At 66.7% G+C, this 14,517-nt stretch carries 15 protein-coding genes; 7 read left to right on the top strand and 8 right to left on the bottom strand.

Annotated elements, in window-relative coordinates:
* Positions 1 to 6: 6 nt before the first annotated feature.
* Positions 7 to 1,206, top strand: a complete 1,200-nt coding sequence (locus tag FHS96_RS16665; protein WP_429593891.1) for an MBL fold metallo-hydrolase — start codon at positions 7 to 9, stop codon at positions 1,204 to 1,206.
* A gap of 347 nt (positions 1,207 to 1,553) precedes the next feature.
* Here the strand turns inward: FHS96_RS16665 and FHS96_RS16670 are convergent, their stop codons facing one another.
* A complete protein-coding gene (locus FHS96_RS16670) occupies positions 1,554 to 2,672 on the bottom strand; it encodes a 2OG-Fe(II) oxygenase (protein ID WP_429593893.1) in 1,119 nt (372 codons plus the stop codon).
* 86 nt (positions 2,673 to 2,758) lie between these two features.
* On the opposite strand from FHS96_RS16670, the gene FHS96_RS16675 reads away from it, so the two are divergent.
* Positions 2,759 to 4,642 carry an ABC-F family ATP-binding cassette domain-containing protein gene (locus FHS96_RS16675; protein ID WP_429593896.1) on the top strand — a complete coding sequence of 628 codons (1,884 nt, stop codon included), beginning with the start codon at positions 2,759 to 2,761 and terminating at the stop codon, positions 4,640 to 4,642.
* A 99-nt stretch (positions 4,643 to 4,741) separates the two neighbouring features.
* Here the strand turns inward: FHS96_RS16675 and FHS96_RS16680 are convergent, their stop codons facing one another.
* The gene (locus tag FHS96_RS16680) at positions 4,742 to 5,497 is read right to left on the bottom strand and encodes an SDR family NAD(P)-dependent oxidoreductase (RefSeq protein ID WP_429593899.1); all 756 of its coding nucleotides are present in this window, start codon (positions 5,495 to 5,497) and stop codon (positions 4,742 to 4,744) included.
* A 110-nt stretch (positions 5,498 to 5,607) separates the two neighbouring features.
* Here FHS96_RS16680 and FHS96_RS16685 point away from each other — a divergent pair, with 110 nt between their 5' ends.
* Positions 5,608 to 6,204: a TetR/AcrR family transcriptional regulator gene (locus FHS96_RS16685; protein ID WP_429593902.1), complete on the top strand. Its 597-nt coding sequence runs from the start codon at positions 5,608 to 5,610 to the stop codon at positions 6,202 to 6,204.
* A gap of 59 nt (positions 6,205 to 6,263) precedes the next feature.
* Here FHS96_RS16685 and FHS96_RS16690 read toward each other — a convergent pair whose 3' ends face one another.
* Complete coding sequence (locus FHS96_RS16690; protein WP_429593905.1) at positions 6,264 to 7,094, bottom strand: 23S rRNA (adenine(2030)-N(6))-methyltransferase RlmJ; 831 nt, start codon at positions 7,092 to 7,094, stop codon at positions 6,264 to 6,266.
* 224 nt (positions 7,095 to 7,318) lie between these two features.
* Positions 7,319 to 7,918 carry a pseudouridine synthase gene (locus FHS96_RS16695; RefSeq protein WP_429594119.1) on the bottom strand — a complete coding sequence of 200 codons (600 nt, stop codon included), beginning with the start codon at positions 7,916 to 7,918 and terminating at the stop codon, positions 7,319 to 7,321.
* Positions 7,919 to 8,097: 179 nt separating this feature from the next.
* Between FHS96_RS16695 and FHS96_RS16700 the strand changes: the two genes are divergently transcribed.
* Positions 8,098 to 8,418: a hypothetical protein gene (locus tag FHS96_RS16700; RefSeq protein WP_429593908.1), complete on the top strand. Its 321-nt coding sequence runs from the start codon at positions 8,098 to 8,100 to the stop codon at positions 8,416 to 8,418.
* 289 nt (positions 8,419 to 8,707) lie between these two features.
* On the opposite strand, the gene FHS96_RS16705 is transcribed toward FHS96_RS16700, so the two are convergent.
* A complete protein-coding gene (locus FHS96_RS16705) occupies positions 8,708 to 8,938 on the bottom strand; it encodes a hypothetical protein (RefSeq protein ID WP_429593911.1) in 231 nt (76 codons plus the stop codon).
* A gap of 8 nt (positions 8,939 to 8,946) precedes the next feature.
* On the opposite strand from FHS96_RS16705, the gene FHS96_RS16710 reads away from it, so the two are divergent.
* The gene (locus FHS96_RS16710) at positions 8,947 to 9,306 is read left to right on the top strand and encodes a type 2 periplasmic-binding domain-containing protein (protein ID WP_429593914.1); all 360 of its coding nucleotides are present in this window, start codon (positions 8,947 to 8,949) and stop codon (positions 9,304 to 9,306) included.
* Positions 9,307 to 9,360: 54 nt separating this feature from the next.
* Here the strand turns inward: FHS96_RS16710 and glnA are convergent, their stop codons facing one another.
* From glnA to map, 3 genes are all read right to left on the bottom strand, one after another.
* Positions 9,361 to 10,773 carry a type I glutamate--ammonia ligase gene (gene glnA / locus FHS96_RS16715; RefSeq protein WP_429593917.1) on the bottom strand — a complete coding sequence of 471 codons (1,413 nt, stop codon included), beginning with the start codon at positions 10,771 to 10,773 and terminating at the stop codon, positions 9,361 to 9,363.
* 62 nt (positions 10,774 to 10,835) lie between these two features.
* Positions 10,836 to 11,174 (bottom strand): P-II family nitrogen regulator, encoded by a 339-nt coding sequence (locus FHS96_RS16720; RefSeq protein ID WP_025293470.1) that lies wholly within the window; start codon positions 11,172 to 11,174, stop codon positions 10,836 to 10,838.
* 326 nt (positions 11,175 to 11,500) lie between these two features.
* Entirely contained in the window at positions 11,501 to 12,328 is an 828-nt protein-coding gene (map, locus tag FHS96_RS16725; protein WP_429593921.1) for a type I methionyl aminopeptidase, read from the bottom strand.
* 134 nt (positions 12,329 to 12,462) lie between these two features.
* Here map and FHS96_RS16730 point away from each other — a divergent pair, with 134 nt between their 5' ends.
* Both FHS96_RS16730 and FHS96_RS16735 read left to right on the top strand, forming a co-directional pair.
* Entirely contained in the window at positions 12,463 to 13,224 is a 762-nt protein-coding gene (locus FHS96_RS16730; protein WP_429594122.1) for a competence/damage-inducible protein A, read from the top strand.
* A gap of 9 nt (positions 13,225 to 13,233) precedes the next feature.
* A complete protein-coding gene (locus tag FHS96_RS16735) occupies positions 13,234 to 14,412 on the top strand; it encodes a glycosyl transferase-like UDP-glucuronosyltransferase (protein WP_429593924.1) in 1,179 nt (392 codons plus the stop codon).
* The last annotated feature ends 105 nt before the right edge of the window (positions 14,413 to 14,517 follow it).

A 14,517-nucleotide genomic window follows, 5' to 3' on the forward strand; every position in this document is an offset into this window, starting at 1 on the left:
GGGAGCATGACCATCTCGATCCTCCGCCGTACCGCCGCGATCGCCGGGCGCGTCCTGTTCTTCACCGTCGTCGCCGCGCTGCTCGCGGTGCAGATCGTGCCGCCCTTCCTCGATCGCATCTATTATCGCGGCCCCGAAAGCGGCCATTTCGATGGCGCGCGCTTCTTCAATCCGGATGGCGACGATCTGGCGGGGCCGCCGGGGTCGAACCGCGGCGGCCGCGCCGGCTTCTTCTACCGCTGGATCACCGGTGCGGATGGTCGCCCTGCGTGGCCCGCGACCGTGCCCGTCACCCCGTCGCGGCCCGCCGCGCGCGTGGAGGGCGATGCGCTGGTCGTCACATGGGTCGGGCATGCGACGGTGCTGGTGCAGACGCGCGGGCTCAACATACTGACCGACCCGATCTGGGCGCCAACCGCCGGCCCGTTCGGCTTCGGCCCGCCGCGCGTCGCCGAACCCGGCATCCGGCTGGCGGACCTGCCGCCGATCGACCTGATCCTCGTCAGCCACAATCATTATGACCATATGGATCTGGCCACGCTGAAGACGCTGTGGGATCGCGATCATCCGCGCATCGTGACGAGCCCCGGCAACGACACGCTGCTGCGCGATGCGGGGATCGACGGGGCGACGGCGCTGGACTGGGGCGGCCATGTCGCCGTGCGCAACGGCGTCGGCGTGGCGGTGACGCGCAACCATCATTGGGGCAGCCGCTGGTTCACCGATCGCAACCGCGCGCTCTGGTCCAGCTTCGTCGTCACCGCGCCGGGCGGCAATATCTTCTTCGCCGGCGATACCGGCGCGGGCGACCTGCAATGGCCGGTCGAGGCGCGCAAATGGGGCAGGGTGCGCCTCGCGCTGCTGCCGATCGGCGCGTTCCGCTTCTCCGAAGGACAGATGGAAACTGGCGCGCATGTCGGCCCGATCGATTCCGCCGAGGTCTTCGCGCGGCTCGGCGCGCCGACCGGGCTTGCGGTCCACTGGGGCACCTTCCGGCTGAGCTACGAAGGCTATGACACGCCGCCGCGGCTGCTCGACGCGGTGATGCGCTGCCGCCCGGATATCGCTGGCAGCTTCTCCGCCGTGGCGATCGGCAGGCCGGTAACGGTGGCGGCGCTGGGGGCGGAAGCGGCGCCTCGGCCTGCCGTGTCACGCGCGGAGGTGGTGCGCTGCCTCGATACGGATGCGGTAAGGGCGATGCGCTAACCCTTCTCCCTCTCCCCTCGGGGGCGTGCGGTAAATCTGACGGGTCGATCATGCCCCCGGCATGATCTGCGGGATGCCGGGGGCATTCCGCACCGGTCAGATTTGCCGCACGGGCCGGGGAGAGGGGGAGCCGCGCGACGCGTAAAGGTTAGGAGGGCTTGGCACTGCTGCCCGGTCGGCCCATTTTTAGAACGAACTCATCAGAGCATTACGCTTGGCGCGACTGCCCCTCTCCCTGGTCCGCTACGCGGACCTTTCCCTCTCCCCATAGGGGCGAGGGCAAAAAATCGGCCGCAATCGGGATGTGTGAACGCCGTAGCCCCCGAGGGGAGAGGGACTGGTCCGCGCTACTCCGCCGCTTCCGTCTCCTCCCGCGGCTTGTCGGCATATCCCGCGACATCCTCGCCCAGGAACTTGCTGTTCTCCGCCCGGATCCGCGCCGCGGCATCGTCGTAGAAGAAGGGCAGGAAGGCGTAGCGCCGGCCGCTGCGCACCGGCAGCGCCTCGTGCAGCAACGAGCAGGAGAAGACCACCGCGCCGCCCGTCTCCGCGCGATAGGAAGCGCGGCCGAATTCGGGAAAGCGGAGCTCGCCGCCTTCATAGTCCTCGGCGTTGAGGTTGATCGTGCAGGCGAAGCGGCGGTGCGCGGTGCCCTTGGTGGTGTTGTCGCGGTGCGGGCGGAAATAGCCACCCACCGACGAATCATAGCAGGCCACCGTCCAGCGCTCGATGCGGGTGACGTGGAACTGGAAGGCGCGCTGGATCGCCGGCACCAATGTGCGGATGATGCGGCGGTTGATCGTCTTGCGCAGATCCTCGTCCATGATCTCGAAGTCGGACCGGCGCTTGTGGGTATAGTCGCGGCGCAGCACGGTCATCCCGTCCTCCTCGCGCATGAAGCCCGATTCGGTGCCGCCGCCGGCGTCGTAAAGCGCGATCAGGTGACGGCAGAGATCGGGCTCCAGCACGCGCGGCACCATCAGCACCGGCGCATGGCCCTGCGCCAGCGGCTCGGCGACCAGTTCGCGAAGCTGCGCGAAGATCTTTTCGCCTTCCGCCACCGGCATCACCGCCAGCGTGCGCAGCGCCGGATCGAGCAGAACCCAGTGCGGCAGATAGGCGTCGGGCTTCTCGGCATCGGGCAGCGCGCCATACATCGCGCTGATCTTGCGATCATAGTCGAGGAAATGGCGGACACCCGGCACTTCAGCGGCCACACGGCCCTCGGCCTCGTCGCCCGGATCGATGGTGACGCCGAAGAAGCAGGCGCGATCATCGTCGAACAGCGCGCGGTTGGCCTTGACCAGCGCCAGTGCCTGCCGCGCGGCGGGGTGCGCGGCGCTGCCGTAGAACAGCATCAGCACATAATGGCCGCCCGCGGTGTTGAATGCGAAGTTCGGGTTTCCCGCAAGCGCGGGGGCGTGGAACCAGGGGGCCGGCTGGCCGAAGTTGAGCAGCGTTGGCATGGCCAAGGTTCTATGGCGGCGAAAAGGCCGCGGCAAGCATCCGCGGACATGCTGACTTCGGCCCAAGTCGCTGCTATCGGCGCGCAATGCTTTCACTCAACGGCATCACCGTGCGCCTCGGCGGCCGCACGATCCTCGACAGCGCCACCGCCGCGCTGCCCCCGCGTTCGCGCGTCGGCCTGATCGGCCGCAACGGCGCGGGCAAATCGACCCTGATGAAGGTCATCGCCCGGCAGAGCGAGCCGGACGGCGGCAGCTGCGACATGCCCAAGGGCGCGCGCATCGGCTATATCGCGCAGGAGGCGCCCTCGGGCGACGCGACCCCGTTCGAAACGGTGCTCGCCGCCGATACCGAGCGCGCGGCGCTGCTGGAGGAGGCCGAGCACAGCCATGATCCCGATCGCCTCGGCGAACTGCATGAGCGGCTGAACGCGATCGACGCGCACACCGCGCCGGCGCGCGCGGCGCGGATCCTCGTGGGTCTCGGTTTCGATGAAGAGATGCAGCAGCGCCCGCTCGACAGCTATTCGGGCGGCTGGAAGATGCGCGTCGCGCTCGCCTCGCTGCTGTTTTCCGCGCCGGACCTGCTGCTGCTCGACGAGCCCTCCAACCACCTCGACCTCGAAGCGACGTTGTGGCTGGAGAATTTCCTCAAGAGCTATCGCGCGACGATGGTGATCGTCAGCCATGAGCGCGACCTGCTCAACAATGTCGTCGATCACATCCTCCACCTCGAACAGGGCAAGGTAACGCTCTATCCGGGCGGCTATGACGCGTTCGAAACGCAGCGCGCCGAACGGCTCGCGCAGCTCGAATCGGCGCGCGAGAAGCAGGCAGCCGAGCGCGCCAAGCTGCAGGATTATATCGCCCGCAACAGCGCGCGGGCGAGCACCGCGAAGCAGGCGCAGTCGCGCGTGAAGGCGCTGGCGAAGATGAAGCCGATCGCCGCGGTGGCGGAAGATCCCAGCCTGTCGTTCGACTTCCCCAGCCCGCAGCAGGCGCTGCGCCCGCCGCTGATCACGCTGGATATGGCCGCGGTCGGCTACACCGCCGGCAAGCCGATCCTCAAGCGGCTGAACCTGCGGCTGGACCCGGAAGAGCGGATCGCGCTGCTCGGCCGCAACGGCAACGGCAAGACCACGCTCGCCCGCCTGCTCGCCGCGCAGCTCGCGCCGATGGAAGGGGAGATGAACGCCAGCGGCAAGATGCGCGTCGGTTATTTCACCCAGTATCAGGTCGAGGAACTCGACGGCGCAGATACGCCGCTGGAGCATATGACGCGCCAGATGAAGGGCGCGTCGCCGGCCGCTGTGCGCGCGCAGCTCGGCCGTTTCGGCTTCTCCGGCCCCAAGGCGACCACCGAGGTGCGCAAGCTTTCGGGGGGTGAGCGTGCGCGGCTGGCGCTGGCGCTGATCACGCGGGAGGCGCCGCACATGCTGATCCTCGACGAGCCGACCAACCACCTGGACGTCGACGCCCGTGAGGCGCTGGTCCAGGCGCTCAACGCCTATGAGGGCGCGGTGGTGGTGGTCAGCCACGATCGCCACATGATCGAGGCGGCGGCGGACCGGCTGGTGCTGGTCGACAGCGGCACCGCGACCGATTTCGACGGCAGCATCGAGGATTATACCGACTTCATCCTCGGCAAGGGCCCGACGACCGGGGCAGGGGGCAAGCCCAAGGTTTCCGGCAAGGAAGCGCGCAAGGCCGCCGCCGAGGCGCGCGAGCGCAGCAAGGCGCTGCGCGAGGCGGTGAAGGCCGCCGAGGCCGAGGTGAAGAAGCTTAGCGATCGCCGCACGCAGATCGACCGCACCATGTTCGACCGGTCGACCGCCACCCCGGCGGACGCGAAGCTGACCACCAGCCAGCTCATGCTGGAACGCGGCCGCGTGGAACGCGCGCTTGAGGACGCCGAGGCGCGCTGGCTGGCGGCGAGCGAAGCCTTGGAGGCCGCAGTCGAGGCGGCGTGAGGACGCTGTTTTTCCTCCCCGGCGCTTAGCGTCGGGGAGGAGAGATCTACACAGCGCTCCCGATCAACCGCTAATTGTTCGCCGACAACCGCGCGCCGGTCAGATCTGGAAGCCGCCGGCGATGTCGAGCACGCCACCGGTGACGTAGCCGGCGTCAGGGCCGGCGAGGAAGCAGATCGTGGCGGCGACTTCCTCCACGGTCGCGATGCGGCGGATCGCGTGCAAGTCCATCATCGCGGGGGGCAGGTTGTGCGCCGCCTCCGCTGCCATGTCGGTGGGCATGATGCCGGGCTGGACGACGTTGACGGTGATATCGCGCGGGCCCAGGTCGCGCGCAACGCCCTTGGCATAGCCGGCAATCGCCGCCTTGGTGCCGGCATAGTCCGCAGCGCCGGAGAAGGCGACGCGCGACGCGAGCGCTGATCCGATGAAGAGGATGCGGCCGCCGTCCGCCAGCCGGGGCGCCGCGGCGCGGGTGGTTGCCACCGCACCCAGCACGTTGATCTGCCACTGCCGGTCGAGCGCGTCGCCGTCGAGCGCGGGATCGTCGACACGCTGGCCCTGTACCGCAATCGCGGCATTGTTGACGAGGATGTCGAGCCGGCCGAACGCGGCGATTACCGCATCGACCAGCGGCTGCGCGGCCTGCGGATCCCCTTGGTCGCTGCGGATCGCGATGGCGCGGCTGCCCGTCGCCTCGATCTCGCGCACAACCGCCTCGGCCTTTTCCGGCGATGCGACATAGCTGATCGCCACGGCCGCGCCCTGCGCCGCCAGCGCAACCGCGGTCGCTGCGCCCAAGCCTCGAGATCCGCCGGTGACCAGCGCAACCTTGCCTTCCAAACGTCTCGACATGAACAGCCTTTCCATAACAGTCGTTACGTAACGATCGGTATGAAACCTGGACACGGCCTGTCAAGCTATTTATTAACGCTCGTTATGAAACGGATCGGAACGAGCGTTTGATGGGTCGCCCGCGCGAATTCGATGTGGATCGGGCATTGGACGCGGCGCTGAGCGTGTTCTGGCGCAAGGGCTATGAAGGCGCCTCCTATGCGGACCTGACCGCGGCGACCGGCGTCGAACGCCCGGCGCTCTACTCAGCGTTCGGCAACAAGGAAGCGCTCTTCCGCAAGGCGCTGGACCGCTATTACGAGCGCCACCTCCATTATATTCCGGAAGCGTTCGCGCTGCCCACCGCGCGCGAAGTGGTGGCGCACATCCTCTACAACGCCGTGGCGCTCAACACCCGTTATCCGGACCATACCGGCTGCCTGGGCATCAGCGGCGTGCTGGCGGGATCGGACGATGCCGAACCGGTCCGGCAAGCGCTGATCGAAGCCCGCGCGGCCGGCGAGGCGCAATTGCGCGACCGCCTCGAACGCGCGCAGGCGGAGGGCGATCTGCCGGCCAGCGCGAAGCCCGATGTGCTGGCCGCTTATGTGATGGCGGTGCTGCACGGCATGGCGGTGCAGGCTAAGGCGGGGTTCAGCCGCGAACGGCTGGAGGCGGTGGTGGAGCAGGCGCTGACGGCGTGGCCGGGGGCAGGGGCGCACCGCTGACGCGATATACAAGCTGCAGTGTGTCCATCCTTCGGTTTAAGGCCGAATGTGCATCTACTTTAATCGTTCAACCAATCCGCTGTGATCTCGCCCCTATGTCCTTCCGGCGCAAGCCCGGCGCGGAGGGTTTCCAACAGTGGCGGCAGCGCCTGCGTGAAGGCGTATGGCGGGTTGACGATGAAAAGACCCGCGCCGTTATAGGAGCCAGGCTGAACGCTGTCGTAAAGCCAATGCTCCACATTCATGAATTTGGGGATGCCAAGCCTACGCAACTGCTCCTTCCACCGCCGATGCGTGTCGCGTTCTTTCAGCGGATACCAGATTACGGTCACGCCATGGGCCCATTTGCGGCAAGCGGCGGCGAGGGTGGCCGTGATACGGGCGCGTTCGTCTGTCTGTTCGTAGGGTGGATCGACCACCACCACACCGCGCCCGGTGCGGGTCGGGAGCATCGCCAACCAAAGCTCGTAGGCGTCGCGCTCATGCACGGCAGCGGGTGTGCCGCGCATCGCGCCGCGCAGGGCACTGGCGTCCTCGGGATGTTTTTCATTGAGGATCAGCACGTCCTGCGGGCGCAGCAACTGCGCGAGAATGAGCGGTGAGCCAGGGTAGAGATGCGGCTCGGGCCCCGCATTCACCGCCTGCACGGCGGCGCGATAATCGTTCAGTAAAGGATTTGGGTCGGCGAAGGTCCGCAGCACGCCCTGCATGGCCTCGCCGGTGCGTTGCGCCTGGTCGCCGTCAAGGTCGTAGAGCCCGCAACCGGCATGGGTGTCGATCAGGGTCAGCGCGCCCTCTTTGATCTGCAGGGCTCGGACGAGAGCGATCAGGAGGCTGTGCTTCACGACATCGGCGCTGTTGCCAGCATGGAAGGAATGGCGATAATTCATTGAAATCCAAACTCTGCCGATCGGCCTTTGTACGAACTGCGAGACGCGGAGGCCAGGCGCGAGACGCCAGACGCGGGACGATTTAGGCGACCCGTCCGGAGCTCGGATGAGCCAGACGGAACCCTTCAAAGCCCGTCTGCGCGAAGTCTCAAATCCACTTTGGCGGTCGGGGCGACGGGCGGCAGGTACGGCTTCGATCCGCAATCTCGCCAGCCGGTTCGCCATCACCCGCCAGAACGGCGTCGTCGGCCATAGGTGCCGCTGCCGATCTCGCCAAGACTGGCGACCTCTTCGAATTGGCCCGGCGCGATCCCGGCGACCGCCCAGTCGCCGATCGACCAGCGCACCAGCCTGAGGGTGGGCAACCCGACCGCCGCCGTCATTCGGCGCACTTGCCGGTTGCGCCCCTCGCGGATGGTGATTTTCAGCCAACTGTCGGGAATGAACCTGCGCTGGCGGATCGGCGGATCGCGCGGCCACAGGTCCGGCTCGTCGATGCGCGAAACATCGGACGGCAGGGTCATGCCATCGTTGAGCCGAACGCCCCGCCGCAAGCGCTCCAGTCCCGGCTCCTCCGGATCGCCTTCGACCTGCACCAGATAGGTCTTCGGCAGCTTGAAGCGTGGATCTGAAATGCGCGCCTGCAGCCGCCCATCATCGCATAGCAGCAGCAGGCCCTCACTGTCCCGATCGAGCCTCCCGGCGGGGTAGACGCCCTTCACCGCAATGAAATCCGACAATGTCGAGCGAGCCGTTGGTGATCCGCGGTCGGTGAATTGCGACAGGACCCCGAAGGGTTTGTTGAACAGGAGGAGTCGGGCCATCCAGAGCTCATATCGTTCGGTTGGGGCCATGTCTTGGGCCATGCCGCCGGATAACGCGGCCTCGCGCGCCCCGATCGCGCCCGGCCGGCAAGCGCGGGCATCGTCTGCTCCTTGGGCATGACGCCGCCCCCGCCCCCGCACCTGTCCTTCGGCACGGCTGCTATGCTAGTGCCGGCCACATGTCGAACTCCCGAAGCAATGCCGGCACCGTAGATGTCGATGGCGTATCATATGACTGGCACCTTCAACGCGAACCGCATATGTCGGATGACGAAGGCTGGAAGGGAATGACGATTTCCATTCTCCAGCAGGATGCCAAGCGCGAAGCATTGGTGGAATTTCCGCCTCCCAAGCGGCTGTTGAAGGGGTTGCCACGCGGTCGTCTTCAACTCGATGACGCCACGATCTCGCGGTGCGTGCGCGCCGCCATGTCGGCCGGTTGGGAGCCGATGTCGCGCGGCAGGCCGATGGTGTTTATGGTCGATGCCGATGGCAATTGAGGCCCAAGAGCCGTCAGGTGGTAATCGGCCCCGTTTCCGCCCTCCTGCGACATCGGTCGAGCGAAGGTTGAACGTCGGGTCGGTTCCGGACCCGGCCCTTCCCAGCCGCGCGGCATTTCATCAACGGTGGATTTCAGCATCGACGATAGAGCTGCCGGCCATCCGGAATTGAAGCGCGTGCGGGCGTATCCAGCCCCTTCCGCCGTGCCCGTCCTGCATCCCACCCCCACCACGGCTGGGGGCAATTCGACTTCGCCCCCTTTCCCCTCCCATCAGAAAATATTCGCCTTCACTCCCAGCGGGAAGCGCGGGCCATGCCGTTGGCGGGGGTGAGGAAGGCGACGCCGTCGATGCCGCGATAGGTGCCGATGCGGCGTGAGTCATAGATCGGATCGGTGACGCGCTTGTAGAAGGCACCCGCCGAGATCACCCCGTCATTGCCGAAATAATATTCCACCATCAGGTCGAGATTGGCGGACCGGCCGGGCGGTGCTGGTACGCGAGGCGAACTCGCGGACACTGGCGGCGATGAACCGGCTGCTGGCGGAAGCGGAGGTGGTGCCGCGCCAGACGATGGAATTGCGCACCCGCGAGATGAACCGCGAGGCGGTGGCACAGGGCATCGGCATGAGCCTGATTGTCGAAAAGGAATGCCCGCCCGACAGCCGCATCCGCGTGCTGCCGTTGGCCACCGATTTCCCGGCGCTGATCATGAAGGGTTATCTGGCGGCGCGCAGCGAGCGCAAGCGGATGCCGCTGATTTGCCGGTCGCTCGCGGTACCGACGCGGATGGCGGGTGGGGGGGGCATCCCCCGGCAGGCACCCCGGGCATTCGCGCCGGGCTGCAACACCCAATACGCCCACCGCGAAGTGCGGAAGAGCGCTTAAAAAGGCCGGACGGTTTCCCGTCCGGCCCCTTTTCTGTCGTTCAACCGGGTTGGATCAGTTCGAGAAGTACATGTCGAACTCGACCGGGCTCGGGGTCATCTCCCAGCGGTAGACTTCCGGCCACTTGAGTTCGAGATAGGCTTCGATCTGGTCCTCGGTGAACACGCCGCCCTTGGTCAGGAAGCTGTGATCGGCCTTCAGGCTGTCCAGCGCTTCGCGCAGCGAACCGCAGACGGTGGGGACGGTCGCCAGTTCTTCCGGCGGCAGATCATAGAGGTTCTTGTCCATCGCGTCGCCGGGATGGATTTTGTTCTCGATGCCGTCGAGGCCGGCCATCAGCAGCGCCGAGTAGCACAGATACGGATTCGCCATCGCGTCCGGAAAGCGGAACTCGACGCGCTTCGCCTTGGCGCCGGCGCCATAGGGGATGCGGCACGAGGCCGAGCGGTTGCGCGCCGAATAGGCGAGCAGCACGGGGGCTTCGTAACCCGGCACCAGGCGCTTGTAGCTGTTGGTGGTCGGGTTGGTGAACGCGTTCAGCGCCTTGGCGTGCTTGATGACGCCGCCGATGAAGTACAGGCACATGTCCGAAAGGCCCGCATAGCCGTTGCCGGCGAACAGCGGATTGCCCTTGTCCCAGATGGACATGTGGGTGTGCATGCCCGAGCCATTATCTTCCTTGATCGGCTTCGGCATGAAGGTCACGGTCTTGCCGTAAGCCTGCGCGACCTGCCAGCAGACATATTTGTAGATCTGCATGCGATCGGCGGTGGTCACCAGCGTGCCGAAGGTCAGGCCCAGCTCATGCTGCGCCGCGGCAACCTCGTGGTGATGCTTGTCGCAGGGCAGGCCCATCTCGATCATCGTCGAGACCATCTCGGCGCGGATGTCGACGGCGGAGTCGACAGGCGCGACCGGGAAATAGCCGCCCTTGGCGCGCGGACGGTGGCCCAGGTTGCCGCCTTCCAGCGCCTTGCCGCTATTGGTCGGCAGCTCGACATCGTCCAGCTTGTAATAGCTCGTCGAATAGCTCGTCTCGAACTGCACGTCGTCGAACATGAAGAACTCGGCCTCGGGGCCGACATAGACGGTGTCGCCGAAGCCGGCCGACTGCACATAGGCTTCTGCGCGCTTCGCGGTCGAGCGCGGGTCACGGCCGTAAAGCTCGCCGGTCGAGGGTTCGACGATGTCGCACACCAGGATCAGCATCGGGGTGGCCGAGAACGGATCGACCCACACCGCGTCGAGATCCGGCTTGAGGATCATGTCGGACTCGTTGATCGCCTTCCAGCCCTCGATCGAGGAGCCGTCGAACATGAAGCCATCGGTCAGTTCATCCTCGCCGACGACGCTCGCAACCATCGTCAGATGCTGCCACTTGCCCTTCGGATCGGTGAAGCGAAGATCGACCCACTCGATCTCCTTGTCCTTGATCAGCTTCAGAACCGTGCTGGCGTCATTGGCCATTTTGTAACCTTCCTCGCTCTAAAATGTCTTGTCACGAACGGCTCCGGCGTGGAGCCGAACGATCAGATCGCGTCGGCGTCGCGTTCCCCGGTACGGATACGGAGGGCCGTTTCCACCGGGATCACGAAGATCTTGCCGTCCCCGATCCGGCCGGTCTGCGCGGCGGCGGCGATCGCCTCCACCACGCGTTCCGCCAGACCGTCCTCGACGACCACCTCAAGCTTCACCTTGGGGAGGAAATCGACGACATATTCGGCGCCGCGATAGAGTTCCGTATGGCCCTTCTGACGGCCGAAACCCTTCGCCTCGGTGACGGTGATGCCGCTCACGCCCACTTCGTGCAGCGCTTCCTTCACCTCATCCAGCTTGAACGGCTTGATGATCGCCTCGATCTTCTTCATCCGCGTCTTTCACCCCCGAGGCCCGAACGCATCGGAACCTGCTTTCAAGTCTTATGCCAACACGCGATTCGCGAGATGCCGCAGAATTGCGCCATTCGTCCAATGCTGCAATGCCGAAATAGGCGGCAGATGCAACCATAATGCCTCAAAAATGGGCAGGGAGATGCGCAGCAATTGTGCGCCCGGATGCGGCAGAGGCCAGTCCGCGGGCCTGCAAGGCGCCGGGGCGCGACACATTATTGCAGGAAGCGTGCCGAGCGGTCCGGTCACGCTACGTGTTGCGATGGTAATGCTCCGCCCCGCCGAAAAGCGCGCCGCAGCGCCGCTCAATAGGGCGGGCGATCCATTCCCGTCGGGCTCTTGGTGAAGATCTCGCAGCCATCCTCGGTGATGCCGATCGAATGCTCGAACTGCGCCGAGAGCGACTTGTCGCGGGTCACCGCCGTCCAGCCATCGTCAAGCACCTTCACGTCGGGGCGGCCGATGTTGATCATCGGCTCGATCGTGAAGAACATGCCCGGGCGCAGTTCCGGCCCGGTGCCGGGGCGGCCGGCATGGATCACCTCCGGCGCGTCGTGAAACAGGCGGCCGAGGCCATGGCCGCAGAAATCGCGGACCACGCCGTAGCGGTGCTTCTCGGCATAGGTCTGAATCGCATGCGCCACGTCGCCCATGCGGTTGCCGGGCTTCGCCTGCTCGATCCCGAGCATCATCGCCTCATAGGTCACGTCGACGAGGCGCTTCGCCTTCACGCCGACATTGCCGACCAGGAACATGCGGCTGGTATCGCCGTGCCAGCCGTCGACCAGCGGGGTCACGTCGATATTGACGATGTCGCCGTCCTTCAGCGTCTTGGCGCCGGGAATGCCGTGGCACACGACATGGTTGATCGAGATGCAGCAGCTGTGCGTGTAGCCGCGATAACCGAGCGTCGCGGGCACGCCGCCGCCCTTCAGCATATGGTCGCGCACGATATCGTCGAGCTCGCCGGTGGTGACGCCGGGCACCACATGCGGCGCCAGCGCGTCGAGCACTTCGGCGGCGAGGCGGCCGGCGCGGCGCATGCCGTCGAACCCATCCGGCCCGTGGAGCTTGATCGCACCGGTGCGGGTGGCGACCGGGCTGTCGGCGGTAACGTTCACATAGCTGTCCATGCGCGCGATATAGCGCTCCCGGCGCGCTTTTGCGAGGGGGGCGCGAACCGTCCGCTCGTCCCAAGCCCACTTCCCTTCCGCGCGGCAACGGCTAGAGACAGGCGCACATCTACCCGCGAACCGCGGATCGGAGGATCGTGAGCGAAGAGCGCATCTGGACTGCCGCCGTGGTGGTGATCGGCGACGAGATCCTGTCGGGACGCACGCAGGACAGGAACGTCGCGCAGATCGCGCTGTGGCTGAACCTGCAGGGCATCCGGCTGGCCGAGGTCCGCGTCGTGGCGGACCGGACGGAGGCGATCGTGGAAGCGGTCAACACGCTTAGGGTGCGCAACGATTATCTGTTCACCACGGGCGGCATCGGCCCCACGCATGACGACATCACCGTTGATGCGATCGCCGAGGCGCTGGGCGTGCCGGTGATCGTTCACCCGCAGGCGCGCGCGGCGCTGACCGATTATTATGCGACGCGCGGCGGGCTCACCGAGGCCCGGCTGAGGATGGCGCGGGTGCCCGAAGGCGCCGAACTGATCGAAAACAAGCTGTCGGGCGCGCCCGGCATCCGCCACGGCAACATCTTCATCATGGCCGGCGTGCCGCACATCGCCGCGATGATGCTCGATGCGCTCGGCGGCACGCTGGAAGGCGGCCGGCCGCTGGCGTCGCGCACGATGGGCTGCTGGGTCGCCGAGAGCGAGGTGGCGGACATGCTGGGCGCTGCCGAGCGCGCGTTCGAAGGCGTGCAGATCGGCAGCTATCCCTTCTTCCGCGATGGTCGCACCGGCGCCAATTTTGTCATCCGCTCCACCGATCAGGCGCTGATCGACGCCTGCTATGCGCGGCTTGCGGCGGAGCTTGCGGCGGCCGGGCACGGCGTGGTCGACGGCGGCATCTGAGCGCCGGCGATGGCGCGGATCCTGATCGGCTGGGAACTCGGCGCCAATCGCGGCCATATCGAGCGCATCACGCGCATCGCCGAGGCGCTGGCCGCGACCGGACATGAAGTGGCGCTGGTGCTCCAGCGGCTCGATGCGCCCGCGGGCACGCTGCACCCGCGCATCACCTTGTGGCAGGCGCCGGTCTGGCCGCGGCTGCTCGTCAATGCCGCGCGCCCCAACGGCCGGCCCGTCGCGACGATGGGGGACATCCTCGCACGCGTCGGCCTCGACCGCCGCGAGACGACCGCGGGGATGGTCGCCGGCTGGCAGGCGATCCTCGCTGCGGTGGCGCCCGCGGTGGTGATCGCGGACTATGCGCCGATGCTGCTCACCGCCGCGCGCGGGCGCGTGCCGACGATCGGCGTGGGCACGGGGTTCGAACGCGTTCCCGCCGGCATGGACCATTTTCCCAGCCTCAATGGGCGCGAGGCCGCGCATGACGAGGCGGCACTGCTCGACGGCGTCAACCGCGGGCTCGCCGGGCTGGGGGTCGCGCCGCTGCCGGGGCTGCCGGACCTCTTCCACGCCGATGTCTCGCTGTCGGGCTGCTTCGCCGAGCTCGATCCCTATGCCGCATGGCGCCGGGAGGCGGTGGTCTCCCCCACGATCGCGCGCAGCCTGCCCGAACAGGCGGGCGGGCGCGGGGATGAACTGTTCGTCTACGGTTTCGAGATCGCGATGGCCGAATCGCCGCTGTGGGAGGGGCTCGCACGTACCGGCCTGCCGGTGCGCGTGCACGTGCCCAATGCCACGGTCGAACTGCAGGCGCGCTTCGCCGCGGCGGGCTTTGCCTATGAGCCGCGTCCGCTGGGGTTCGATCGCATCGCCGAACGCTCGCGCATATTGCTCAGCCATGGCGGCAACGGCTTCGTCTCTTCCGCGCTGGTCGCGGGCATTCCGCAGGCGGTAACGCATTATGATCTGGAAAAGCGCATCGCCGGCCATGGCGTGATGCGTCTGGGCGTGGGCGGGCAGGTCGCGCTGCAGACGATCAGGCCGGAGATCTTCGCCGACTCGCTGCGCGCACTCTACGAGGACGAGACGATCCGCCAGCGCTGCCTCGACCTGGCCCCCTCCTTCCGTACCCGCGCCGCGCGCCCGCTTGAGGTGGAAGCAGTCGCCGCCACGATCCGCCTGGCCGCGTAGGCGTCAGCGAACGAGTTTCGGGGACATCGAGTTTCGGGGACATAATACTAAACTCAGACGAACTCTATTCGCGATCGAGTTTGGTATTGTGTCCCCGAAATACAC

The sequence above is a fragment of the Sphingomonas zeicaulis genome (assembly GCF_050433225.1).
Taxonomy (GTDB): Bacteria; Pseudomonadota; Alphaproteobacteria; order Sphingomonadales; family Sphingomonadaceae; genus Sphingomonas_D; species Sphingomonas_D zeicaulis.